Origin of the sequence: Methylobacterium sp. NMS14P, assembly GCF_028583545.1 — a bacterium.
Taxonomy (GTDB): domain Bacteria; phylum Pseudomonadota; class Alphaproteobacteria; order Rhizobiales; family Beijerinckiaceae; genus Methylobacterium.
Genome location: NZ_CP087106.1, coordinates 3,410,139 through 3,433,040 on the forward strand (window position 1 = coordinate 3,410,139; position 22,902 = coordinate 3,433,040).

Sequence of the window (22,902 nt, forward strand, 5' to 3'; positions counted from 1 at the left end):
GGAGAAGCGCATGACGGACCGCATCCGCGTCGCCCTGGCCGACGACCATCCCATCGTCCTCGCGGGAATCCGGACGCTCCTGAACGCCGACCCGGAGATCGAGCTGGTCGGCGAGGCCACCAGCGGCAGCGAGGCGCTGCCGATGATCCACGCCGCAGACCCGGACGTCGCCGTCGTCGACGTCTCGATGCCGGGTCTCAACGGCCTCGAGCTCACCGAGCGCGTCGCCGGGTCGTGCCCGCGGACGCGCGTGCTGGTGCTGACGGTTCACGAGGACGCGGCCTACGTCCAGCCGCTGCTCAAGGCGGGGGCCCGGGGCTACCTCCTCAAGCGCTCGGCCGCGGAGGACCTTCTCCGCGCGGTCCGCGCCGTCGCGGCGGGCGGGATCTACCTCGATCCCTCGGTGGCGAGCCACGCCATGGCGCATCCCGCGGCCCAGACGCAGGGCGCCGACGCCGAGCCGTCGGCCGAGGCCCTGAGCCCGCGCGAGACCGACGTGCTCCGGCTGATCGCGCAGGGCTTCAGCAACAAGGAGATCGCGCGGCGCTTCGATCTCAGCGTGAAGTCCATCGAGACCTACAAGGCGCGGGCCGCCGAGAAGCTGGGCCTGCGCACGCGCGCGGAGATCATCCGCTACGCCGCCGCGCACGGATGGCTCGACGCCCTCGCGCTGCGCTGACCCCGGGCGAGCGTCGGCAAGATCGCCCGGGCGACGGCCGGGCGCGCCGAATTTCACCGGTCAGGGATCAAATCCTGCCGCGGATCGTCTGTCTGGCGGACCGATCACGGTTGAGGGGGGACGGGTGAGCGTCGGATTGATCGCCCTGCTGGACGATGTCGCCTTCATGGTCAGGGCTGCCGCGGCCTCGCTCGACGACGTCGCCGGCCAGGCGGCGCGGGCCGGCACCAAGGCCGCCGGCGTCGTCATCGACGACGCGGCCGTCACGCCGCGCTACGTCGTCGGCTTCGCCGCGGAGCGCGAACTGCCGATCGTCGGCCGGATCGCCCTCGGGTCGCTGCGCAACAAGCTTCTGTTCCTGCTGCCGGGCGCCCTGGCGCTCAGCGCGTTCGCCCCTTGGGCGATCACGCCGCTCCTGATGCTGGGCGGTGCGTACCTGTGCTTCGAGGGCGCCGAGAAGGTCTTCGAGGCCGTGTTCGCCCATCACGGCCACGGCGACGAGGCGGACCAGGAGGGTGGTGCCGGCGGCGATCAGGCCCGGGAAGACCGCCGCGTGGCGAGCGCCATCAAGACGGACTTCATCCTCTCGGCCGAGATCATGGCCATCACGCTGGCGGCGCTGCCGGAGGGCAGCTTCTGGATGCGGGCGGCGGTGCTGGCCATCGTCGCGGTCGGCATCACCGCGGGCGTCTACGGCGTGGTCGCGCTGATCGTGAAGGCCGACGACGCCGGTCTGGCCCTCGCCCGCAGCACCGCGGGCCCGCCGCTCGGAACCCTGATCCGCGGGCTCGGCCGCGGCGTCGTCAAGGGCATGCCGATCCTGCTGAAGATCCTGGCCGTCATCGGGACGGCGGCGATGATCTGGGTCGGCGGCGGCATCCTGATGCACGGGCTCGAGACCTACGGCCTGTCAGCGCCGGCCCACGCCGCCCACGCGGTGGCGGAGGCCGCGGCGGCGCGCGTGCCGTTTGCCGCGGGCCTCGTCGAGTGGCTCGTCACCGCGACGGTGTCGGGCCTCATCGGGCTGGTCGTCGGCGGGGCGCTGATCCCGCTGACGAACGTCGTGCTTGCGCCGGCGTGGCGCGCCCTGTCAGGCCTGTGGCAGCGGCGCGGCTGACGGGATCCCTCGATCGGCCGGCGCGGAGCCCGACACCGACACCGGCGTCGGGACCGGCGCGGCGGCGCCGTGATGCTTCAGGGGCCTGTTGCCGCTCAGGCGACGCAGCAGCACGTAGAAGACCGGAGTCAGGAACAGGCCGAAGGCGGTCACGCCGATCATCCCGGAGAACACCGCGACGCCCATCGCGCGGCGCATCTCCGATCCGGCGCCGGTCGCTGTCACCAGCGGCAACACGCCCATGATGAACGCCATCGACGTCATCAGGATCGGCCGCAGCCGGAGGCGGCTCGCCTCGATCGCCGCCTGGAGCGGGGTCCGACCCGCGAATTCGAGCTCGCGCGCGAATTCCACGATCAGGATGGCGTTCTTGGCCGAGAGGCCGACGAGCACGATCAGGCCGATCTGCGTGAAGACGTTGTTGTCGCCGGCGGACAGCCAGACGCCGAACATGGCGGCGAGCAGGCCCATCGGCACGATCAGCAGGATCGCGAGCGGCAGGGCGAGGCTCTCGTACTGCGCGGCGAGCACGAGGAAGACCAGGAGCAGCGCCAGGGGGAAGACCCAGATCCCGGAATTGCCCGCGATGAACTCCTGGTAGGTGAGATCCGTCCACTCGAACGCGAAGCCCCGCGGCAGCGTCTCGGCCGCGATCCGCGTCGCCGCCGCCTGGGCCTGCCCCGACGAGTAGCCGGGCGCCGCGCCCGCGTTGATGTCGGCGGACAGGAAGCCGTTGTAGCGCATCGCGCGCTCAGGTCCGGCGCTCTGGCGGACACGCAGCAGGGCGGAGAGCGGCACCATCTCGCCGGAACCGGCCCGGACCTTCAGCAGGCCGACATCGTCCGACCGGGCCCGGAAAGGAGCGTCGGCCTGGACGCGCACCGAGTAGGTGCGGCCGAACTTGTTGAAGTCGTTGACGTAGAGCGAGCCGAGATAGATCTGCAGCGTGTCGAAGACGTCCGTCACCGGGATGTTGAGCTGGCGGGCCTTCGTCCGGTCGATGTCGGCGAAGAGCTGCGGCACGTTCATCTGGAAGCTCGAGAACAGCCCGACGAGCTCCGGCGCCTGCGCGGCCTTGGCCATGAACGCCTTGGTGGCGTCGTTCAGCGCCTCGTAGCCGAGGCCGGCGCGGTCCTCGATCTGCAGCTTGAAGCCGCCGATCGTCCCGAGGCCGTTGACCGGCGGCGGCGGGAACATCGCGATGAAGGCCTCGGGAATCGCGGCGTACTTCTTGTTCAGCGATTGCGCGATCGCCGCCCCGTTGAGCGACGGGTCCTTGCGCTCGTCGAACGGCTTCAGCGTCGAGAACACGATTCCCGAGTTGGAGCTGTTGGTGAAGCCGTTGATCGACAGGCCCGGGAAGGCGACGGCGCTCTCGACGCCGGGCTCCTTGAGGGCGATCTCGCTCATGCGGCGGATGACATCCTCCGTCCGGTCGAGGGTCGCGCCGTCGGGCAGCTGCGCGAAACCCACGAGGTACTGCTTGTCCTGACCGGGCACGAAGCCGCCCGGGATCTGGCGGAACAGGCCGACGGTCAGTCCGACGAGCAGGACGTAGAGGACCATCATCACGGCCTTGCGCGACACCGCGAAGCCGACGCCGCGGCCGTAGCCGTCCGAGGCCTGCCCGAAGGCTCGGTTGAACCGGCGAAAGAACCAGCCGAGGAGCCGGTCCAGGACGCGGGTGAGGCGGTCCTTCGGCGCGTGGTGATCCTTCAGCAGCAGCGCCGACAGCGCCGGCGAGAGGGTGAGCGAGTTGATCGCCGAGATCACCGTCGAGATCGCGATGGTCAGGGCGAACTGCTTGTAGAACTGGCCCGTCAGGCCGCTGATGAAGGCCAGGGGAACGAAGACCGCCACCAGCACGAGGGCGATGGCGATGATCGGGCCCGAGACCTCCCGCATGGCCTGGTAGCTGGCGTCCCGCGGGGACAGGCCGCTCTCGATGTTGCGCTCGACGTTCTCGACCACGACGATCGCGTCGTCGACGACGATGCCGATGGCCAGCACGAGGCCGAACAGGCTCAGCGCGTTGATCGAGAATCCGAAGACGTGCATCACCGCGAAGGTGCCGACGATCGAGACCGGCACGGCGAGGAGCGGGATGATCGAGGCCCGCCACGTCTGCAGGAACAGGATCACCACCAGCACGACGAGGGCGATGGCCTCCAGCAGGGTGTGGATCACCGCCTCGATGGAGGCGCGGACGAACTGCGTCGGGTCGTAGACGATCTGGTAGTCGACACCCTCCGGCATGCTGCGCTTGATCTCCGCCATGGTGCGGCGGACCTCGTCCGAGATCTGGATCGCGTTCGAGCCCGGCGACTGGGAGATCGGGATCGCCACCGCCGACTTGTTGTCGAGGAGCGAGCGCAGGGCGTAGTCGGAGGCGCCGAGCTCGATGCGCGCCACGTCGCGCAGGCGCGTGATCGCGCCGTCGGCGCCGGTCTTGACCACGATGTCGCCGAACTGCTCCTCGCTGTTCAGGCGCCCCTCGGCGTTGAGCGAGAGCTGCAGGTCGAGGCCCGGGACGGCCGGCGACGCGCCGATGACGCCGGCCGCGGCCTCGACGTTCTGGGCCTGGATCTCGCGCACCACGTCGCCCGCGGACAGGCCGTGCTCGGCCACCTTCTGCGGGTCGAGCCAGATCCGCATCGCGTAGTCGCCGGAGCCGAAGAGCTGGACCTGGCCGACGCCGTCGAGGCGGGCCAGGCGGTCCTTGATGTTCAGCACCGCGTAGTTGCGCAGGTAGGTCATGTCGTAGCGCCCGTTGGGCGAGACGAGATGCACGACCATGGTCAGGTCGGGGGAGCTCTTGACCGTGACGATGCCGAGCTGGCGCACCACCGCCGGTAGCCGCGGCTCGGCCTGCGAGACCCGGTTCTGGACGAGCTGCTGCGCCTTGTCGGGGTCGGTGCCCAGCCGGAACGTGACGGTCAGCGTCATGATGCCGTCGGTCGTGGCCTGGCTCGACATGTAGAGCATGCCCTCGACGCCGTTGATCTGCTCCTCGATCGGTGTCGCCACGGTCTCGACGATGACCTTGGGGTTGGCGCCCGGGAAGGTCGCGCGGACGACGACGGAGGGCGGCACCACGTCGGGGTACTCGGAGATCGGCATCGCGAAGAGCGAGAGCAGGCCGCCGATGAAGATGAGCATCGAGAGCACGCCCGCGAAGATCGGGCGGTCGATGAAGAACTTGGAGAGATTCATGCCGCCCTCCGGGGGCGTGAGGCAGGGGATGACCGACGGCCGCACGCGGCCGCCGTCATCATCGCGTCGGGGATCTGAGACGGGGATAGGGAGCCGGGCTCGAGCGCCGGCCGTCAGCGCTGGGCGAGCTTGCGCGTCCCGGACGCCGTGTCCTGCGGCCGCGCTCCCATCGCCACGGGTTCGGGGTGCAGGAGCGTGCCGGGACGGACGCGCTGCAGGCCGTTGACCACGATGCGCTCGCCGCCCGACAGGCCGGAGGTCACGACGCGCAGCCCGTCGACGGCCCGGCCGAGGGTGACGGCTCGGAATTCGGCCCGGTTGTCCGGCCCCACCGCGAGCACGAACTTCTTGTCCTGATCGGTGCCGACGGCCCGCTCGTCGACGAGGACGAGGCGTTCCGGCGCGGCCTGGCCGAGGCGCATCCGGGCGAACTGGCCCGGGATCAGGCGGCCGTCGCCGTTGGAGAAGGTCGCGCGCACCCGGACCGTGCCGCTGCGCGCGTCGACCTTGTTGTCGATGAACTGGAGATGCCCGGCCGCGCGCGCGCCGTCGGCGGTCGCCATCTCTACGGGGATGCGGTCGAGCTTGCCGCGCCGGCCGCCCGGCTCGGCGACCGAGGCCAGCGCCTTCAGGACCACGCCCTCGTCGGCGTCGAAGCTGGCGTAGACGGGATCGACCGAGACCAGCGTGGTGAGCACGGCGGCCCCCGCGCCCGTCGCCACGAGGTTGCCCGGGGTGATCTCGCGACGGCCGACGCGGCCGCCGACGGCGGCCCGGACCTGCGTGTAGCCGAGGTTCAGGCGCGCCGCCGCAAGCGCCGCCTTCGCCGCGTCGAGGCTCGCTTTGGCCTCCTTGAACGCGTTGGCCCGGACGTCGAGGTCGCGCGCCGTGACGATGTGCTGGTCCGACAGCTTCTGCCCGCGCTCGAGATCGCTCGTTGTCATGCCGACCCGCGCCTCGGCGCCCGCGAGCTGGGCCTCGAGCCTCTGGACCTCGGCCGCGTAGGGCGCGGGATCGATGGTCACCAGCAGGTCCCCGGCCTTGACCAGCTCGCCCTCGGCGAAATGCGTGGCCAGGATCGCCCCGCCGACCCGGGCACGGACGTCGATGCGGTCGACGGCCTCGAGACGCCCCGAGAACTCGTCCCAGAGGATGACGTCGCGCGGCTCGACGGTCGCGACCGAAGCCGGCATCGCCGCCTCGGCGGGGGGCGTCGCGGCGACGGCCACGGTTCCCTGGATCAGGGTGCCGGGTATGAGGGCGTAGGCGGCGCCGGCCAGAAGTGCGATGGCGAGGCCACCGGCGGCGACGCGCCGGACACGAGAGCGACCTGGAGAAGGATGACGCTGAGGTTCCACGAACGACTCCAACATCTGTATAGGTCGCTACACATGTCGGCATGGACGCGGGGCGTCAAGTGACTTATCTACCACTCGATATAAAAGTTGGAGTCCGCAGGCAATGGTGATGGGGCGCCCCCGGTCCTTCGACACGGACAAGGCCCTCGACGAGGCGATGGAGGTGTTCTGGCGCCACGGCTACGACGGCGCGAGCCTCGCCATGCTGACGAAGGCGATGGGCATCAAGCCGCCGAGCCTCTACGCGGCCTTCGGCAGCAAGGAGGGGCTGCTCAAGGCGGCCCTCGACCGCTACGCGCAGCGGCGCTCCGAGCACATGCGCTTCGTCCTGGCGGGCGAGACCGCGCGGGACGTGGCCGAGCGCTTCCTGAGCAGCATCGCCGAGAGCCACACCGATCCGGCGAACCCGCCCGGCTGTCTCCTGGTCCAGGGCGGGCTGGCCTGCGGCGCGGGTTCGGAGAACATCCCGTTCGAGCTCGCATCCCGGCGGGCCCTGAGCGAGATGGAACTCCGCGAGCGCTTCGTCCGGGCCCGGCAGGACGGTGACCTCCCGGCGGACGCCGATCCGGTCGCCCTGGCGCGATTCCTGTCGACCGTCGCGTCCGGCATGGGCGTGCTGGCCTCATCGGGCGCCGACCGCGAGGCGCTGCGGGAGGTCGCGCGCGTCTCACTTCGGGCCTTCGCGAGGGGACAGGACGCCTGAGACGGGCCTACCGGGCGCGCTCCCGGACCCCGGACCGGTTGATCGACCCTGAACGGCGCCGGGCCAGGACCTCGCGCAGGGCCCGCGCGACCTGCTCGGCCGAGTAAGGTTTGCGCACGAGTTCGAATCCGTGCGCGTCGTCCCGGGCGAGCGCGTCGCTGTAGCCGGTGGTCAGAATGACTGGCAGCTCGGGATGGTCGGCGCGCAGCCGGCGCGCGAGCTCGACGCCGCCCATCCCGGGCATCACCACGTCCGAGAAGACGGCGTCGAACCGGAACGGCACCTTCTCCATCTCGGCGAGCGCCGCCTCGGCGTTGTGGGCCCAGACGGTCGCGTGGCCGAGATCTTCCAGGAGCTGCGTGCAGAAGCGCCCGACCTCGAGATTGTCCTCCACGACCAGCACGCAGAGCGCGCGCTCCTCGCTCGTCGGCGCGTCCCTGACGGCCTCGTCGTCGGTCGCGGGCGGCGGCGGGTCGACCTCCGGCAGGTAGAGCGTGAAGGTCGCCCCGCGACCGACATGGCTCACGACCTCGACGTCGCCGCCCGACTGCTTGGTGAAGCCGATGACCTGGGAGAGGCCGAGCCCCGTACCCTTGCCGACGGCCTTGGTGGTGAAGAAGGGCTCGAAGATCCGTCCGAGCAGGTCCGGCGCGACGCCCGGCCCCTCGTCCGTCACCGCGACGGCGGCGAAGGGCCCGGGTGCGCCGGCATGGCCGCGGATCGGCGGCAAGGCACTGCCGCAGGTCAGCCGGAGCGTCAGCGTGCCCGCGCCGTCCATGGCGTCCCGGGCGTTCACCGCGAGGTTGACCAACGCCGTCTCGAACTGGCTCGGGTCGGCCCGCACGTGGCAGCGCGTGTCGGAGATCTCCGTCACGATCCGGACGCGCGCGCCCGTCACGGCGTTCAGCATGTCGGCCACGCCGCTCAGCCGCGCGCCGACGTCGAACACCTCGGGGGCGAGCGGCTGGCGACGGGCGAAGGCCAGGAGCTGGCTCGTCAGCCGGGCGGCGCGGTCGACCGTGTCGGAGACCGCCTCCAGGTAGCGGGCGCGGCGCTCCTCGGCGAGGTTGGGCCGGCGCAGGAACTCGACCGACGAGCGGATGATCGTCAGCAGGTTGTTGAAGTCGTGCGCGACGCCGCCGGTGAGCTGGCCCACCGCCTCCATGCGCTGGGCATGGCGCAGCGATTCCTCGGCGCGCGCGAGCTGTTCCTGGTGACGCAGGCGCTCGCTGATGTCCTGCGCGTACTGGAAGGCGCCGATCCGGCGCCCGCGCGCGTCCCGCAGCGCCGTGAACTTCAACTCGTAGGAGGGCCGCCTGCGGCCGGGATCGCCGAACGCCTCGGCGACGGTGAACTCCTCGCCCGCGAGGGCGCGCGACCAGACCGCCTGCGCGGCGGCTCTCTGCTCGGGATGGCCGGACAGCAGATCGAGCAGACTGGCCCCCACGGCGGGGCGCAGGCCGTAGATCGCCTCGAACTCGTCCGCGTAGGCCGCGTTCACGGCGAGGAAGCGGTACTCTGCATCCAGCGCGCCCACGAGCGCGTCGGTGGTCTCGAACACGTCCGCCCAGAGCTTGCGCTGGGCGAGCGCCTCCGCCACGCGCCGCTCCAGGGTGGCGTTCATCTCGCGCAGCCGGTCCTCGGCGAGCTTGCGGTCGTGGATGTCCTCGACCACGCCGTACCAGCGGACGATGGCGCCGTCCTCGGCCCGGCGCGGCTGCGCGCGGGCGCGCATCCACCGGTACGTCCCGGTCCGCGCGACGCGGATGCGGTAATCGACGTCCACCGGCGCGCCCGAGGCGAGGCACTGCGTGAACACCGTGATGGTCCAGGGCAGGTCGTCCGGGTGCAGCGCCCTGGTCCAGCCCGACCCGTCCGGCTCGCCGGGCGCCTGTCCCGTCAGGTCGAGCCAGCGCTTGGAGTAGGAGGTGATGTTGCCCTGCGGGTCGCAGGTCCAGGGCACCTGCGGGTTGAGCTCAACCGTGTGGCGGAAGTGATCCTCGCTCTCCCGCAGCCGCGCCTCGCCGAGGACGCGGCCCGTGGTCTCGGCGGTGACGCAGAACAGGCCGCTGATCGCGCCGGCATCGTCCAGCACCGGCGAGTAGGTGAAGGACCACCAGCCCTGCTCGGACCGGCCGTCCCGCGACAGGTCGAGCATGACGTCGGTCAGGGTCTGGCTCTCGCCGGCCAGGGTCGCCTCCACCAGGGGCGCGATCTCGTCCCAGATGCTGGCCCAGACCTCGCGGAACGGGCGGCCGAGGGCGGTGGCGAGGCGGTAGCCGAGGATCGGCCGGTAGGCGTCGTTGTAGAAGCAGAGCAGGTCCGGTCCCCAGGCCAGGAACATCGCGGTGGGGCAGGACAGCATCAGGCCGAGCGCACTGCGCAGGGCCGGCGGCCACGCGTCGGGCGGCCCGAGCGGCGTTTCCGCCCAGTCGCTCGCGCGGATCTCCGCCCCGGTCAGACCGCCGGGCGGCAGGAACCTGAACGGATCAGCCACGACGGGAGCGGGCCGCCGGCGGGACACCTCGGTGACTGCGCGCGCTCTGCCCGGTCGGACGGGCGCCCGCCGCGATCAGCCGCGTCCGCTTCGCCCACCGCTCGTCCCGAGATGAGGTTTTGCCGGCCATGCCTTCCGTATCACCTGTCGTCCCGACGCCGCCGACGATGATCGTCGGCGACGCGCGATGTTCCACGATCCGATTCCGCGCGGGCGATCGCCGGCGCGCCGTATATGGCGATCCGAACCCGTTCGGTCGGCGCGGGATCCCGCGGGGAAATGCCGCCGGCCCGATGTTTATCGCGAGCGGCCATACTTTCGCCGCCCGAGACCCCCTCTCACGGAACCACCCGGACCGCGCAAACCTACCATCCCGATGGACCTCTCCCGCACACGCGAGGACGAAGCGGCACGCCTGCGCGCCCTCGACAATTACCGCCTGCTCGACACGCCGCGTGAGCAGGATTTCGACGAGATTGCCGAGGCGGCCGCCGAGCTGTGCGAGACCCCCATCGCGGTGGTCAACCTGGTCGGGGACGGGCGGCAGTTCTTCAAGGCCGAGGTCGGCCTGGGTGTCCGGGAGACGCCCCTCGACACGTCGTTCTGTCGGCAGGCTATCCTGCAGGAGGATTTCCTCTACGTGCCCGACGCGGCGCGGGACCCGCGCTTCCAGGGCAACCCGCTCGTCACGGGGGAGCCGGGGCTGCGCTTCTACGCCGGAGCCCTGCTGAAGACCGCCGAGGGTCATCCGATCGGCACCGTCTGCGTCCTCGACACCAAGCCGCATCAGCTCACCGACCGGCAGCGCGCGGGCCTGCTCCGCCTCGCCCGCCAGACGATGGCGCAGATGGAGCTGCGCCGCTCCCTGCGCGAGCAGGCCGAGCAGCGCCTGCTGCACGCGCGCATCCTCGACAGCGCCACGGACTACGCCATCGTGGCGATGGACCCCGGAGGCCGCGTCACCCGCTGGAACGCGGGTGCCGAGCGCATCCTGGGCTGGTCGGAAGCCGAGATGCTGGGTGGCACGATCGGGGTGATCTTCACGCCCGAGGATCGCGCGGCCGATCGTCCGACGCTCGAGATGGAGCGGTCGCTCGAGTCGGGCAGCGCGCCGGACGAGCGCTGGCAGCTGCGCAAGGACGGCAGCCGCTTCTGGGCCAGCGGCGAGATGATGCCGCTGAAGTCCGAGGACGGCGCCCTCGTGGGATTCGTCAAGATCCTGCGCGACCGCACCGAGCAGCGCGCGGCCGACGCCGCCCTGGAAGCCAGTGAGCTGCGCTACCGCTCCCTCGTCGAGGTCAGCCCGCAGATCGTCTGGTTCGCCGACGCGGAGGGCAGCGTCACCTACTGCAACGCCTACTGGTACGATTACACCGGCCTACCCGCCGGCGAGACCGGCGAGCGGAGCTGGATGAGCGTCATCCATCCCGATTACCGGGAAGAGACGCGGGCGGCGTGGCTCGCTGCGGCCGGCGCGGGGCGCCTCTACGAGGTTGAGTTTCCCCTGCGGGGCGCGGACGGGCAGTACCGCTGGTTCCTGTCCCGCGCGCACCCCGTCCGCGACGGAGACGGCGAGCGCCGGAGCTGGATCGGCACGACCATCGATATCCACGAGCGCAAGCTGGCGGAGGAGCGCTTCCAGGTCCTGACCGAGCTGGCCCCGGCGATGATCTGGTTCGGCAACCCGGACGGCAGCCTCAGCTACTTCAACGACCGGTGGTACGCCTACACTGGGCAGACCCCAGAGCAGGCACTGCCGATGGGCTGGGACCGGCCGGTCCATCCGGACGACCTCCCGAGCCTGCTCCAGGCCTGGGAGACGGCGCGGAGCCGGGAGGTGGTGTACGACACCGAGGCCCGGCTGCGCCGCCACGACGGCGTCTACCGCTGGTTCCTCATCCGGGCCGAGCCCCTGAAGGACGCGAGCGGCGCGGTCGTGGGTTGGCTCGGCAGCAACAGCGATATCCATGACCGGCGCCGCGCCGAACTGGAGCTGCGCGAGGCCAGGGAGCAGCTCGCCTTGGCCGTCGAGGCGACCGGAACCGGGATCTTCGACTACGATCTCGTCGCCGACGTCCTGACCTGGGACGCGCGCACCCGCGCCCTGTTCGGCCTGCCGCCCGACGCGCCCGTGAGCTACGACGTCTTCCTGGCCGGGCTCCACCCGGATGACCGGGCCTGGGTCGACGCGGCGGTCCGGCGCGCGATCGACCCGGCCGGTCCCGGCACCTACGACATCGCCTTCCGCGTCGTCGGATTGCTGGACGGGGTCGAGCGCTGGGTCGCCGCGAAGGGGCAGGCCTTCGTGGCGGAGGGCCGGACGGTGCGCTTCATCGGCACCACGCGCGACGTCACCGAGAGCCGGCGCGCCGAGAACGCCCTGCGCGAGGCGGAGGAGCGCTATCGTCTGGCGGCCCGGGCGACCAACGACGCGATCTGGGATTGGGATCTGGCGAGCGACCACATCCTCTGGAACGAGGCCGTGCAGACCCTGTTCGGCTACACGGCCGACGGGGTCGGCGCGAGCGGAGCGTGGTGGAAGGCGCAGATCCATCCCGAGGACCGGGCGCGTGTGACCGCCGGCATCTACGCCGTGATCGACGACAGCATCGAGCACTGGACCGAGGAGTACCGCTTCCGGAAAGCGGATGGCGGCTACGCCTACGTCCTCGACCGCGGCTACGTGCTCCGCGACGCGGCCGGGCAGGCCGTGCGGATGATCGGCGCCATGCTCGACATCACCGAGCGCAAGCGCGCCGAGGAGCACCAGCGCTTGCTCACCGGTGAGTTGCAGCACCGGGTCAAGAACACGCTGGCGATGGTCCAGGCCGTCGCCAACCAGACGTTCCGCAACGCCGCCGACCTGGACGCGGCCCGGGACGCGTTCTCGGCGCGCCTGATCCTGCTGGGCCGGGCGCACGACATCCTGACCCGGGCGAGCTGGACGGAGGCACCCATTGCCGACGTGGTGGACGGCGCCCTCGCCGTGCATCAGGGCGGCGCCGGGACGCGCATCCGCGTGAGCGGGCCCGGCGTGCTCCTCGCCGCCAAGCCGGCGCTCGCTCTCGCGCTGGCGCTGCACGAACTCGCCACCAACGCCGCCAAGTACGGGGCGCTCTCGACCGCGGAGGGCGGCGTCGACCTGCGCTGGCACGTGGTGCACGAGGCCGCCGAGCCGCGCTTCTGCCTGACATGGTCGGAGATGGGCGGGCCGCCGATCCTCGCGCCCCCCGCGCGGCGGGGCTTCGGCTCGCGGCTGATCGAGCGCAGCTTCTCCGCCGAGGTCGGCGGCGAGGTCAGGCTCACGTTCGCGCCGACCGGCCTGATCTGCCGGCTCGAAGCCCCCCTCGCCGCGATGCAGGAAGCGCCGAGCGCCGCGGCCTGACGCGCGCTCGGGGCCCTCGTCCGGGCGGGTCAGGTCCGGGCGCCGCGGGCCCGCGCCTCCGGCGGCGCGTGCGGTGGGCGCTCCGCCGACGCGATCACCAGCGCGGCGAGCGCGACGGCGGCCGCGTCCTCGGCCAAGCCCCGGCTCCGGCCGGAGGCGGTACGGGAATCGCCACCCCGTGCCGACCGGCCGATCAGCGTGCCCGCGAGCGCGCCGGCGGCCCCGGCCAGAGCCCCATATTCCGGTGCGGCGCGCCGCCCGGCGAGGGCCCATCCGCCGACCGCACCGATGACCAGTCGGAACGCGAAGGAGGGCGGGATGCGTCGGTCGGGCGCGAACGGCATCTTGTCGCCGGCCATCTCCGCCAGGGCGGCCGCCGTCGTCGCCCCGCGCGCGACGACGCCTGCCGGGATGGGCGCGCGGCGCGTCCGCCCCCGTGACGCGGCCCAGGTCAGGGCGGCGCAGGCCGACAGGCTCCGCATTCCCGCGACGAACCCGATGCCGAAAGAGGTCGCATAGCCCTGCATGTCGCCCGTCCGCGCGTCCAACCTTCAAGGGCAAGACGGCGGCGGGACCCGCCGTTCCGAGGGTGTGGCGGTCCGGACCGCTTCTGAGCCTGCGCGCCGCGTCCGGATCATCCCTCCGTCGCCGGCGCCCTGGCCCATTGTCTCCCGCATCAGGCTTGGCGCGACGCCCGGCAATTGCGGGCCAGAAAGCCGACCTGGCCGACCGAGCCGGGGAGGCGCCGGCCCGCTTCGCCGTGCAGGAACACGCCCCGAAGCGCGGCGGACGTCGGCGGCAGGCCGCGGGAGAGGAGCCCGACGATGAGGTTGGCCACAACGTCGCCCGACCCCGATGTCGCGAGGCCGATACCGCCGCCGGCGTAGAGCAAGCGCCCGCCCTGCGGCTCCACGATCCACGTGGCCGCTCCCTTCATCACCGCCACGCTTCCCAGAAGCTCCGCGGCCGCGCGCGCCGAGCAGCGCGACCGCGAGGGCCGTGCTCGGCGCCTCGCTTTGCATCCCGAGCCCGATCAGGACGGCGTCGCAGCCGCCCGCCAGCGTTCGCAGGCCGGTCCGTGTTCCGAAGGAGGCCAGAAACGACAAAGGCCGCAGAGCTGCGGCCTTGTAAGTCGATCGTATGGTTGGAGAAAGTGGAGCGGGCGAAGGGATTCGAACCCTCGACCCCAACCTTGGCAAGATTGAAGTTGTACCTTTTCCCGTTCTTTCCGGGGCCTTCCCGTTCTTACTAAGATCCTGATCGGGCTTGCGGATTAGCCAGCGCTGAGCTTTTCCAGATTGGCGCAGGTTTACCGCGGTTTTCAATCAATTGGTTCCGCGGTGGTTCCGGCGCTCACTGGAGGCAGCCTGTGCGAAGATCACCAAGCGCGTCGTCGATGCTCTGAAGCCTGATCCAACTAGCGAGGTGTTTGCCTGGGATAGCGAGCTGAAGGGCTTCGGGGTCCGCGTCATGCGCTCGGGCGTGGCCAGCTATCTCGTGAAGTACCGTACGATCGAGGGGCGCCAGCGCAAGCTCGCATTCGCTCGGGTCGGGACCGTCACCCCGGACGAAGCCCGGGGAATGGCCAAAGAGAAGCTGGCGGCGACTGCCCGAGGGGAGGATCCATCGGCAGACCGCAATCGCATCCGGCAGGCGCCGACGGTGGCGGAGGTTTGCGACCTCTATCTTGAGGACGCGGCCGGGCGGGTGAAGCCCTCGATGCTCGCCATGGACCGAAGCCGGATCGAGCGACACGTGAAGCCGCTCATAGGCTCGCGGCGGGTTCCGGCCATCACCTCGGACGACGTCGAGAAGTTGCGTAGGGACATCGAGGCCGGCCGGACCGCCAGGCCGCGGCAGGGCAACGGCGGTGTCACGACTGGTGGCGCTGGCGTCGCGGCGCGCACGGTCGGCATGATCGGCACCATCATGGAGTTCGCGATCCGGAAGAAGCTGATCGCGACGAACCCCGCGCGTGGCGTGTGGCGACAGCCGGACGGCAAGCAGGATCGCTTCCTGTCGCCGGTAGAGATCGGTCGGCTCGGCCGCGCGATACGTGATGCCTTGGACGATGGCGAGACCCGAACAGGCATCGCCACTCTGCGCTTTCTGTTGCTCACCGGCCTGCGGCGGGTCGAGGCAGCCGCCCTCCCCTGGCAATGGGTCGACGAGCGGTGCAGCTGCATCCGGTTCGGCGACACAAAGGGCGGTGCTCAGCTCCGTCCGATCGGAGCCATCGCCTTCGCGGCCCTACCGGTTCAGAACGGCTCGCCGTGGGCATTTCCTGCCGACCGAGGCCCAGGACACTTCGTGGGGCTTGCGAAGGTCCTGGGCAGGCTCTGCGACCGCGCTGGCCTCCATGGCGTCACAGTGCACGTCCTGCGGCACACCTTCGCCGCCACGGCCGCCGAGATGGGCTACTCGGAGCTGGTGATCGCCGGGCTTCTCGGGCATCGAATTTCGGGCGTCACGGCGCGGTACGCCCACATGCCAGACCCGGCGCTTGTGGCCGCGGCCGAGAAGGTGTCCGCGAAGATCGCAGAGCGTTTAATACGCCCCGGCCGATGACAGCTCTTCAGGACGCAGAAATCATCTAGGCCCGCATGAGCTGAAAATTTTCTGAGTCCATGGGCACGAAGTCATTGGGGCAGATTGAAGAAAATTTGCAGCGAAGCATCATCTGCGCGGGCACCTCTGGATTTGCTTCTAGCACGTGGATCTCCGCCTTATCGGCCACTTCTGGTCGACGCAGCAGAAGACTGGCATCGCGTGCAAAAAATGTAGGAACATACCCCAGAAGAATGCAGCCGGGGCTACTTCGAACGGCTACCGCGAACGGATCAACCTCATTCTTGACGTCTAGCATTGGGTTTAACTTGGTGCCCGCCTTTGCAGCACGGCACCAATCAAGTGCGTCGGGATGCATGTAGCGAAGCGAGTGCACAAAGTATTCAAATTCGTAGAGCCCATTTTCCGTCACAGGCTCAGGATACAAGATAATTGGTTCATTGCTTTGCAGCTGCCCGAATTTGGCAAGGACTGCCATCTCGTCGTCATGCTCTGTTACGCCGAGCCATTTTGATAGAGTAGAATAATCAGATCATGATCTTGGCGGAATTTTGTTCTTGAAAGCCGGGATCAACGCTGAGAAGCGGTACCTAAACTAGATCATCGACGACATGGAGTTCAAGCGCGGTGTCCAGGCACTGATGAGCTACCGTGGCGAGTGGCAGAAGCTGTCGCAGACCCTGCGGACTACCTCCGGCGGCTCGGTCGCCCGGGACATCGTCCGTCCGACGCAGGATGCCCAGTCCGCGATCGATCGTCTGTCCAACTCGGCGCAGCGCGGGGGCTCGGCGGTCGCTCGGTTCATGGATTCCGCGTTCGGCACCAGTGACCGGATCCAGTCCGTCGCGAGGGGGCTGGAGACGACGGCCCAGGCGATCGAGCGACTGAACGAGGCCTACAGCAAGGGCGGTCTGGCAGGGCTGGGCAAGTTCCTGAAGGACACGCCGGGCGAGGCTTTGCGCGAGCAGCTGGCGGCTTCTCTGCCCGACCGGAAGAAGGCGCAGGACGCCCAGATCAACGCCATGGAGGAGGATCTCGCGGCAACCGAGATCACCATGGGGAGGTCGGGCCGGTCGCAAGCGCAGATCGAAGGCGTGCTCCGTAGCAAGCGGGCCGCGCTCGCGGCGGCGAAGCGGGCGCGGGGCGATCTGAGGATGGAAGAGGCCGGGTTCCGCTCGACCCCGCCGAGCATGCTGGCCGATCCCACCGCGCCGATCCAGGGCGAGGCTGGCGGCGTCGGTTCCGGCGGCCAGGGCAAGGCTTTCCAAGACATGTACCCGGTCGACATCTCCGGTCGGAAGCCTCTGCCGACGCGAACCCCGCTGCCGCCGCAACGCCCGGCCGGCATGGTCAGCCAGAGCGGCGGTGATGACCTGAAAGAGATCCTGCGCGGTCGAGAAGATCAATGCGACGCCCGTCGCGCCGAAGGTCGACGCGTCTCAGGTCGAAGCGGTGAAGCCGAAGGCCGAGGAGGCAAAGTCGGCGCTGGGCGAGCTGAACGGGACCTTCACCCCGAACGTGCCGGCCGGTAGCATCCTGAGCGCTCTGGACGCGGCTCGTTCGCTTAACGCTGAGCTCGTAAAGGTGGAGGGCAACGCCGGCCGGGCCCGCGCGGCAGTTGCGAGCGTCGGGTCGGCCAACGTCGGCGGCGGTGCCCGGACCGGCGCCGTGAAGTCGGCGATGTCGGGGGCCTTCAGCGATCAGGGGATGGGTTGATGCTGCCCGGCAGCCCGGAACACGCCGCAGAGGTGGAGCAGCTGGCTCGAACCCTGGCGCGCGGCGTGGACGCCACCAGCGACGCGCTCCAGCATATCACCCGCCACATGACCGCCCTGACGTTCGGCCTCGTGTTCCTGATGGGCGAGTTGGAGGAGCGTGGTGGGCTCGACCGTGCAGCGCTGGCCAAGCGGACGCTCGCAGGGTTGCGCTTGGCGCTCCCGGAGGATCCCGAGACCGAGCAGGCAGTCCGGGACCTATTCGGCCAGGGCGAAGGGCAGGCACCGTTCGGACCGCCGCAGCCGGGGTTGCGCTTGATCGAGGGCGGGAAGAGCGCGACCACGTCCGCCCGCCCCAGACGCCTTAACGTCCTTTCGGACCCGACGTAGCGTCCGCCAGCCCTGTCCCGCGTGTTCGGGGCGTCAATGGGGCGATCGGCGATGGCAGTCCACTCGGCGCTGATCGGCAAGGCCGGCGAGATGATGGTCGCGGCTGAGCTGATGCGCCGCGGCGTCGAGGTCGCGCAGCCTCATTCCGACGTTGGCGTCGACCTGCTGGCATACCGACTCGAGCCGGGCTCGACCGTGCCGAGCCGCATCGTGCCGGTGCAGGTCAAATTCGCCTCAAACGTCGCCTCCAACTTCCACAAGAACTGGCTCAGGAAGTCGACCACCCTCGTGCTGGTGTGGCGGCTGGAGACCACGCCCGAGTTCTACATCTTCGACTCGCTGGCGCGGATTGAGGAGGCGCTCGGTGCCACATTCAGCGCGTCCATGTCCTGGGCCGAGAACAGAGTCTATGCGGTCACGAGTCCGGGCGCTGCGGTGCTGGAGCGGATGGCGCCGCATCGTGATCGGTGGGACCGCATCATCGGACAGCTGTGAGCGCATTCGACGGCACGCGGCGGCAGAGCGGTTCGAAACCGCCAGCTTCGACGGTCAGATCAGCCTCGCGGTGGCCGGCAGCGGCCGCCAGCAAGTGCGAGCACCGCACTCAAGGTGCGCGGCCGCGGCGGCATGACGGCGGACCCCGACATCTCGGAGCCGGGCGCCAAGGAAGACATGAGCGACTGGAGCTGAGCAAGCGCGGCTGGCGATACAAATCAGCAATCTACCGCGAAATGCGTAGATACCTGGCAAATTTTGCCGAAATATATCAAACATCACTTGACTAACGCGCGTTTTGTCCTCGTTCGTGCCGACAGCAGATCGAGGAGATGCAGATGGACGAGAGCACAACAATTCCCGCGGTGGAACAGACCAACTTCATCGAGCTCACCGCCGACATCGTGGCGGCTTACGTGTCGAAGAACTCGGTTCGGCCGGCCGACCTTCCCGTTCTTCTGGCCGAAATTCATGCGTCACTATCCGGGCTTAATGGCACCTCTGCTTCCACTGGGCCGAAGGCGGAGAAGCTGTCGCCCGCTCAGGTCCGGAAGTCGATCACGCCAGACGCGCTGATCAGCTTCATCGACGGCAAGCCATACAAGACGCTCAAGCGGCACCTCACCGGCAACGGGATGACAATTGAGGAGTACCGCGAGCGTTTCGGCTTGCCGCGGGATTATCCGACCACGGCGGCCAACTACTCGGCCCAGCGCTCCGCGCTCGCAAAGAGCCTCGGTCTCGGCAACCTGCGCCGGAACGCGGCCGCAAAGGCTGCCGTCGCTGACGAGAAGGTTGCGGAGGCGCCCAAGGCCCGCGGTCGGAAGAAAGTGGCCCAGCCTGCGGCCGCGCCGGCCGAGAAGCCTGTCCGCGCTCGCAAGCCGAAGAAGGCTGCTGTCGCAGCAGAGTGAGTTGGCCCGCGCGGGAGAAGTGCGGGACCCTCGCACCGTCCGCGGGTCTACCCAGCATCCCTGAGCAATCACCCTGAACCGCCCGGCCCCGGCCGCGGCGGTTTTTTCGTGCCTTTCCGCTTTCCGGTCCGCCGTCCTAACTACGGATAATCTATATTAAAGGCGGGCAATTGCGATGTTTTCTAGCAATTCTCAGAGAATTACTCTGTAAGATACTTAGGAAACAACTTTTCCCCTTATAATATGTCAAATATTGTATTTATATCCATTAGTCAATTACCAAATATGTTTCTATGATATAATACTAATGATACTATTACTACATATCTCAGTTACAAAAGATAATTTGTCTGTATTGGATCAGGATATGATGGATTTCCTATCATGAAACCTTCATCGGCTGAAGCGACGTGGAAAGACATACTTGTTAACGGTAGTGACCTGCCGCCAACGCAAGCAGTCCTCCTACAGCTTTCCGAGTACTCCGGCAAACCTGTTGGGGAGGTCAAGGAGATCGCTACGAATTCTAATAGTATCTCAAAGCAGAAATGGGATGAGGCGGATCGTTCAACACCAGAAGGGCTTCGATCTTTTTATCTTAGAAACCACAATTGGGTTTTCGGGACGCTGTCATACCACGCCAGACAGGCAGAAGGCCTCATTGGGCCCACCCCGCCCCTGCCGGTCCAAGTGGCTGAGGCTTTGAAAGATCTGCCACCAGGACGACACCTTGACTTCGGCTGCGGCGTCGGGACGGCAAGCCTATTGTTTGGCCGATATGGCTGGTTACTAACCCTTGCTGATGTATCTACCCCACTTCTAGACTTCGCAAAATGGCGAACACAGCAAGCAAAAGCGCGCGCCGAATTCGTCGACCTCAATACTGAAGATCTACCTGCGAATCATTTTGATCTAATTACTGCCTTCAATACAATGGCCCATGTCCCAAATGCGGTCTCATCAATTTCGCAGCTGCGTAAAGCATTGAAGCCAGACGGCTTGCTGATATTTGACATCGATGCTCGTAGACCGGCCCCTGGCGATGAATGGTTTTTGTATCAGTATCATTATCAGGTGATACAACAAATCCGCTCTAAAGGATTCGAACGCTTATCTCGCATTGGTCCGATGTATGTCTATAAACGAAAAGAGCGCACAAAGATAGATTCCTGGACCATCGGAGTGTTAGATTTGCTTCGTTACAATGCTATTACCACGAAATTGAGCTCGCTGAGATGGTGGATGCGAGGGTGGTCCAAGAAGATACTAGCCGCTGGCGTCTTCGGAGTTGCATTTAAGGCACCCTCCTAACTGAATACCTGGACATTATGCCAGGGCGAGCGCCGCCACCTGCCCGCAGCGGTAGGACTTGCCGGCAGCGTCGTTGCAGAGCTGCCCGCTCTCGGGCGCGTCGATGCCGTGCAGACGGATGCGGGTCCCGCGGATCACCACCGTGTCGCCGTCGGTGACGGAGGCTCGGCCTACGATCGGCTCGGCGGCCAGGACAGGGCCGGTGAGCAGCAGGAGGGCGGCGAGCGTTGTGCGCATGTAGGGAGGATAGCTCGAGCCAAGGCCTCAGGAACATCCCTGCAGCTCGCACAAGCATAAGGGTGGCCGCCGCGGCGCAGGCATTTCCGCGGCGTACCGAAGCTTGCCTTAGTCAGGCATCACTTCTTCGAGGTCGGAACCAAGAAGCACCAGGCTTCGTATCCGTAGTCGTGGGCGTCCAGCACCTTGTCCGAGTTGCGCACCTTCCGGTAACGCACGCAGACCCAGCGGAACCCAGAGGGGGCCGACTTAGCAAGAGTCAAACACAAGCACCTCCATCTCTCAGCGCGGACTTCTTGCCCCGATGAATCGGAAGCGCTATCTGTTGCCTGCGAGAGCACAGACACCTCCGGTTCAAGGCGTCCTTTCGGGCTGCGCTGCGAGCCGTTCAGGACAGACAGCGAGGTCGGGCCAACGACTTCGCTGTTTCTGTTTAGGGGTGAACGGTGACGCCGAGGATCCGACACCGGACCTCTGCGGCATCACGTGTCACTCCAAACTCATCGGCAATTTCTCCCACCGATCGCATGGCACGAACCATGTGCTCTGGCATCAGGATCGCTCCGGCGAACGTGTTCGCCTGCCATTCTGGGTCGCAATACCTGGCCGGCCTGATGCCCGGCGCGAGCCGATTCAGGGTTCTGCCGTGCAGGACCGCGTGTCCTACCTCGTGGCAGCCGGTGAAGCGGTCGCGACCCTTGTGGTCGAGGATGCGCTCGTAGACGTCGGTACGCAGCGTCAACATGCGCCGATGAGGCTCGACCTGCCCGTGACGGTCACCCATCTCGTCCTCGTCGAGGACGTCGTAGTCGTAGCCGGGCGCGATTTGCCCGAGTTGTACTCGATCAGATCCGACACCGGCAGGAAGGGATCGACCATTCCCAGCAGCGACCGGATCGCCCACGTGCCTTTCTCGATTTGAGCTCGGCTCATGGGCGCCGCACGGTAGAAGCTGTCAGTCACCCCTTCCTCCTCTGAATGAGGTCTCGGATTTTTGCGATATCTTCGCTGGGAAGAGAGCCAAAGCTTCGCGCCAGCAGAGCCGCTGCCTCCCGATCCGTGCTGCTCATCTCGTTAGGCATTCGGATCCGGAATTCGCGGACCGTCTGCGCAAAGGCCTTCAGCAGGGCCCCCTCTTCCTCTTCGTTCAGATCGGCCCAAGCGCTCACACGATCGACAATGTCATCCGGCACCGGCTTGCGGCCGGTCTCGACAGCGCTGAGGAAAGACGACGACAGGTTGAGCCCGTCGGCCATATCCTTCAGCAGCCAGCCACGGTCCATGCGCAGGACCCGCAGCGCTTTACCCAGTGGCGTGATCATCTCGATGCTCCGTTCAGGTCTCCCTGACGCCTCCCTCGTGAACCTATCGGTTCATTTGTAGTGACGCCGGAGAACGATTGCAAGGCCGGGTTCACTGAGCGGTCCAGGTTCGCGCCACTAGCGGCGGTGCCATTGGTGGAAAACCTAGATCGACAAGGGGCTGGTGCGCCCGAGCGAACAGCGCGGGCGCAGGCCGTGGGGCGAGAAAGACATGCGGCAGACAGCCACGCATCAGAGATGCGGCCAAGTCGGCCATTTGGTTCCGCAGTGGTTCCGCGATCCACCAGAAACGACAAAGGCCGCAGAGCTGCGGCCTTGTAAGTCGATCGTATGGTTGGGAAAACTGGAGCGGGCGAAGGGATTCGAACCCTCGACCCCAACCTTGGCAAGGTTGTGCTCTACCCCTGAGCTACACCCGCTCACTGTGCCGCGCCGCCTGGACTTCCGTGCCGGCGGCCCCCGGCGCGGCTCTCTAAACACCATTCCGCCGGGCGACGCAAGCGCCCTTTTCGCGAACCGTGACGATTTACCAATGCGGCTCCGGCGGCAGGCCCTCGCGGATCTCCCGGAGCCGGGCGCGGGTCCCCCGTGTGGTCCCCTCGGGGAGCGCGTCCAACGGGAAGAAGGCGCACTCGGCGACCTCCCGATCCGGCGCCTTGGGGCGCAGGACCGTGAAGGCCGGCAGGACGAACAGGGCGACGTGGTCGCGGGGCGCGGCGACCACGTTCCGATAGAGGCCGTGCAGGCGTGGCTCTCCCTCGACGACGATCTCCGCCTCCTCGCGAAACTCCCGCACGATGGCGTCGCGCGCGGTCTCGCCGCGCTCGACGCCGCCGCCGGGGAGGTGCCAGCCACTCACGTAGGTGTGGCGCACCAGGGCGACGTGCCCGGACCCGTCGAGGGCGACGCCGCGCACGCCGAGGGTCATGCCCCGGGACGCGAGCGCCCCGAGGTGGAACAGGCGCCGCAGGAGCGGCCGATCGAGGAGCATGCGGCTGCGC

At 68.1% G+C, this 22,902-nt stretch carries 19 protein-coding genes, 1 tRNA gene and 1 pseudogene; 10 read left to right on the forward strand and 11 right to left on the reverse strand.

Going from position 1 to position 22,902, the window contains the following annotated elements:
• Nucleotides 1–10: 10 nt before the first annotated feature.
• Nucleotides 11–679 carry a response regulator transcription factor gene (locus LOK46_RS16395; RefSeq protein WP_273558831.1) on the forward strand — a complete coding sequence of 223 codons (669 nt, stop codon included), beginning with the start codon at nt 11–13 and terminating at the stop codon, nt 677–679.
• A gap of 124 nt (nt 680–803) precedes the next feature.
• Nucleotides 804–1,796 (forward strand): DUF808 domain-containing protein, encoded by a 993-nt coding sequence (locus LOK46_RS16400; protein WP_273558833.1) that lies wholly within the window; start codon nt 804–806, stop codon nt 1,794–1,796.
• Here the strand turns inward: LOK46_RS16400 and LOK46_RS16405 are convergent.
• Both LOK46_RS16405 and LOK46_RS16410 read right to left on the reverse strand, forming a co-directional pair.
• Nucleotides 1,770–5,009, reverse strand: coding sequence for an efflux RND transporter permease subunit (locus LOK46_RS16405; protein ID WP_273558835.1), 3,240 nt, complete (start codon nt 5,007–5,009; stop codon nt 1,770–1,772). The genes LOK46_RS16400 and LOK46_RS16405 overlap by 27 nt on opposite strands.
• A gap of 113 nt (nt 5,010–5,122) precedes the next feature.
• Entirely contained in the window at nt 5,123–6,382 is a 1,260-nt protein-coding gene (locus tag LOK46_RS16410; RefSeq protein WP_273558837.1) for an efflux RND transporter periplasmic adaptor subunit, read from the reverse strand.
• A gap of 88 nt (nt 6,383–6,470) precedes the next feature.
• On the opposite strand from LOK46_RS16410, the gene LOK46_RS16415 reads away from it, so the two are divergent.
• A complete protein-coding gene (locus LOK46_RS16415) occupies nt 6,471–7,070 on the forward strand; it encodes a TetR/AcrR family transcriptional regulator (RefSeq protein ID WP_273558839.1) in 600 nt (199 codons plus the stop codon).
• Between the two features lie 7 nt (nt 7,071–7,077).
• On the opposite strand, the gene LOK46_RS16420 is transcribed toward LOK46_RS16415, so the two are convergent.
• Nucleotides 7,078–9,567, reverse strand: coding sequence for a PAS domain-containing protein (locus LOK46_RS16420; protein WP_273558841.1), 2,490 nt, complete (start codon nt 9,565–9,567; stop codon nt 7,078–7,080).
• 376 nt (nt 9,568–9,943) lie between these two features.
• On the opposite strand from LOK46_RS16420, the gene LOK46_RS16425 reads away from it, so the two are divergent.
• Nucleotides 9,944–12,952 (forward strand): PAS domain S-box protein, encoded by a 3,009-nt coding sequence (locus tag LOK46_RS16425; protein WP_273558843.1) that lies wholly within the window; start codon nt 9,944–9,946, stop codon nt 12,950–12,952.
• A 29-nt stretch (nt 12,953–12,981) separates the two neighbouring features.
• Here LOK46_RS16425 and LOK46_RS16430 read toward each other — a convergent pair whose 3' ends face one another.
• Together LOK46_RS16430 and LOK46_RS16435 are read right to left on the reverse strand one after the other, a co-directional pair.
• The gene (locus tag LOK46_RS16430; protein WP_273558845.1) at nt 12,982–13,479 is read right to left on the reverse strand and encodes a hypothetical protein; all 498 of its coding nucleotides are present in this window, start codon (nt 13,477–13,479) and stop codon (nt 12,982–12,984) included.
• A 149-nt stretch (nt 13,480–13,628) separates the two neighbouring features.
• Nucleotides 13,629–13,889: an NAD(P)H-hydrate dehydratase gene (locus LOK46_RS16435; RefSeq protein ID WP_273564607.1), complete on the reverse strand. Its 261-nt coding sequence runs from the start codon at nt 13,887–13,889 to the stop codon at nt 13,629–13,631.
• A 488-nt stretch (nt 13,890–14,377) separates the two neighbouring features.
• Between LOK46_RS16435 and LOK46_RS16440 the strand changes: the two genes are divergently transcribed.
• The gene (locus LOK46_RS16440) at nt 14,378–15,520 is read left to right on the forward strand and encodes a tyrosine-type recombinase/integrase (protein WP_273558846.1); all 1,143 of its coding nucleotides are present in this window, start codon (nt 14,378–14,380) and stop codon (nt 15,518–15,520) included.
• A 25-nt stretch (nt 15,521–15,545) separates the two neighbouring features.
• On the opposite strand, the gene LOK46_RS16445 is transcribed toward LOK46_RS16440, so the two are convergent.
• Entirely contained in the window at nt 15,546–15,998 is a 453-nt protein-coding gene (locus LOK46_RS16445) for an HIRAN domain-containing protein (protein ID WP_273558847.1), read from the reverse strand.
• Nucleotides 15,999–16,131: 133 nt separating this feature from the next.
• Here LOK46_RS16445 and LOK46_RS16450 point away from each other — a divergent pair, with 133 nt between their 5' ends.
• The 5 genes from LOK46_RS16450 (at nt 16,132) to LOK46_RS16470 (ending at nt 20,342) form a co-directional block, all read left to right on the forward strand.
• Nucleotides 16,132–17,052 (forward strand): hypothetical protein, encoded by a 921-nt coding sequence (locus LOK46_RS16450; protein WP_273558849.1) that lies wholly within the window; start codon nt 16,132–16,134, stop codon nt 17,050–17,052.
• A 183-nt stretch (nt 17,053–17,235) separates the two neighbouring features.
• Nucleotides 17,236–17,625 (forward strand): hypothetical protein, encoded by a 390-nt coding sequence (locus LOK46_RS16455; RefSeq protein ID WP_273558850.1) that lies wholly within the window; start codon nt 17,236–17,238, stop codon nt 17,623–17,625.
• A 51-nt stretch (nt 17,626–17,676) separates the two neighbouring features.
• Complete coding sequence (locus tag LOK46_RS16460) at nt 17,677–18,120, forward strand: hypothetical protein (protein ID WP_273558853.1); 444 nt, start codon at nt 17,677–17,679, stop codon at nt 18,118–18,120.
• A gap of 338 nt (nt 18,121–18,458) precedes the next feature.
• Nucleotides 18,459–19,031, forward strand: a complete 573-nt coding sequence (locus LOK46_RS16465; RefSeq protein WP_273558854.1) for a MucR family transcriptional regulator — start codon at nt 18,459–18,461, stop codon at nt 19,029–19,031.
• A 384-nt stretch (nt 19,032–19,415) separates the two neighbouring features.
• Nucleotides 19,416–20,342 carry a class I SAM-dependent methyltransferase gene (locus LOK46_RS16470; RefSeq protein ID WP_273558856.1) on the forward strand — a complete coding sequence of 309 codons (927 nt, stop codon included), beginning with the start codon at nt 19,416–19,418 and terminating at the stop codon, nt 20,340–20,342.
• A 21-nt stretch (nt 20,343–20,363) separates the two neighbouring features.
• Here the strand turns inward: LOK46_RS16470 and LOK46_RS16475 are convergent.
• From LOK46_RS16475 to LOK46_RS16495, 5 genes and pseudogenes are all read right to left on the reverse strand, one after another.
• Nucleotides 20,364–20,579, reverse strand: a pseudogene (locus LOK46_RS16475) (thermonuclease family protein); the annotation flags it as partial.
• A 433-nt stretch (nt 20,580–21,012) separates the two neighbouring features.
• The gene (locus tag LOK46_RS16480) at nt 21,013–21,483 is read right to left on the reverse strand and encodes an ImmA/IrrE family metallo-endopeptidase (protein WP_273558857.1); all 471 of its coding nucleotides are present in this window, start codon (nt 21,481–21,483) and stop codon (nt 21,013–21,015) included.
• A gap of 55 nt (nt 21,484–21,538) precedes the next feature.
• Nucleotides 21,539–21,901 (reverse strand): helix-turn-helix domain-containing protein, encoded by a 363-nt coding sequence (locus LOK46_RS16485; RefSeq protein ID WP_273558858.1) that lies wholly within the window; start codon nt 21,899–21,901, stop codon nt 21,539–21,541.
• Between the two features lie 344 nt (nt 21,902–22,245).
• Nucleotides 22,246–22,320: transfer RNA gene (locus LOK46_RS16490), tRNA-Gly, on the reverse strand.
• 107 nt (nt 22,321–22,427) lie between these two features.
• A complete protein-coding gene (locus LOK46_RS16495) occupies nt 22,428–22,892 on the reverse strand; it encodes an NUDIX domain-containing protein (RefSeq protein WP_273558859.1) in 465 nt (154 codons plus the stop codon).
• Nucleotides 22,893–22,902 lie beyond the last annotated feature (10 nt).

What these genes read in the sequence shown, in the direction of transcription:
- LOK46_RS16395 (WP_273558831.1), top strand. Translation starts at nt 11, where the DNA reads ATGACGGACCGCATCCGCGTCGCCCTGGCCGACGACCATCCCATCGTC.
- LOK46_RS16405 (WP_273558835.1), bottom strand. Translation starts at nt 5,009, where the DNA reads ATGAATCTCTCCAAGTTCTTCATCGACCGCCCGATCTTCGCGGGCGTG.
- LOK46_RS16410 (WP_273558837.1), bottom strand. Translation starts at nt 6,382, where the DNA reads ATGTTGGAGTCGTTCGTGGAACCTCAGCGTCATCCTTCTCCAGGTCGC.
- LOK46_RS16415 (WP_273558839.1), top strand. Translation starts at nt 6,471, where the DNA reads ATGGTGATGGGGCGCCCCCGGTCCTTCGACACGGACAAGGCCCTCGAC.
- LOK46_RS16425 (WP_273558843.1), top strand. Translation starts at nt 9,944, where the DNA reads ATGGACCTCTCCCGCACACGCGAGGACGAAGCGGCACGCCTGCGCGCC.
- LOK46_RS16430 (WP_273558845.1), bottom strand. Translation starts at nt 13,479, where the DNA reads ATGCAGGGCTATGCGACCTCTTTCGGCATCGGGTTCGTCGCGGGAATG.
- LOK46_RS16435 (WP_273564607.1), bottom strand. Translation starts at nt 13,889, where the DNA reads ATGAAGGGAGCGGCCACGTGGATCGTGGAGCCGCAGGGCGGGCGCTTG.
- LOK46_RS16445 (WP_273558847.1), bottom strand. Translation starts at nt 15,998, where the DNA reads ATGGCAGTCCTTGCCAAATTCGGGCAGCTGCAAAGCAATGAACCAATT.
- LOK46_RS16450 (WP_273558849.1), top strand. Translation starts at nt 16,132, where the DNA reads ATGGAGTTCAAGCGCGGTGTCCAGGCACTGATGAGCTACCGTGGCGAG.
- LOK46_RS16455 (WP_273558850.1), top strand. Translation starts at nt 17,236, where the DNA reads ATGCTGCCCGGCAGCCCGGAACACGCCGCAGAGGTGGAGCAGCTGGCT.
- LOK46_RS16460 (WP_273558853.1), top strand. Translation starts at nt 17,677, where the DNA reads ATGGCAGTCCACTCGGCGCTGATCGGCAAGGCCGGCGAGATGATGGTC.
- LOK46_RS16465 (WP_273558854.1), top strand. Translation starts at nt 18,459, where the DNA reads ATGGACGAGAGCACAACAATTCCCGCGGTGGAACAGACCAACTTCATC.
- LOK46_RS16470 (WP_273558856.1), top strand. Translation starts at nt 19,416, where the DNA reads ATGAAACCTTCATCGGCTGAAGCGACGTGGAAAGACATACTTGTTAAC.
- LOK46_RS16485 (WP_273558858.1), bottom strand. Translation starts at nt 21,901, where the DNA reads ATGATCACGCCACTGGGTAAAGCGCTGCGGGTCCTGCGCATGGACCGT.
- LOK46_RS16495 (WP_273558859.1), bottom strand. Translation starts at nt 22,892, where the DNA reads ATGCTCCTCGATCGGCCGCTCCTGCGGCGCCTGTTCCACCTCGGGGCG.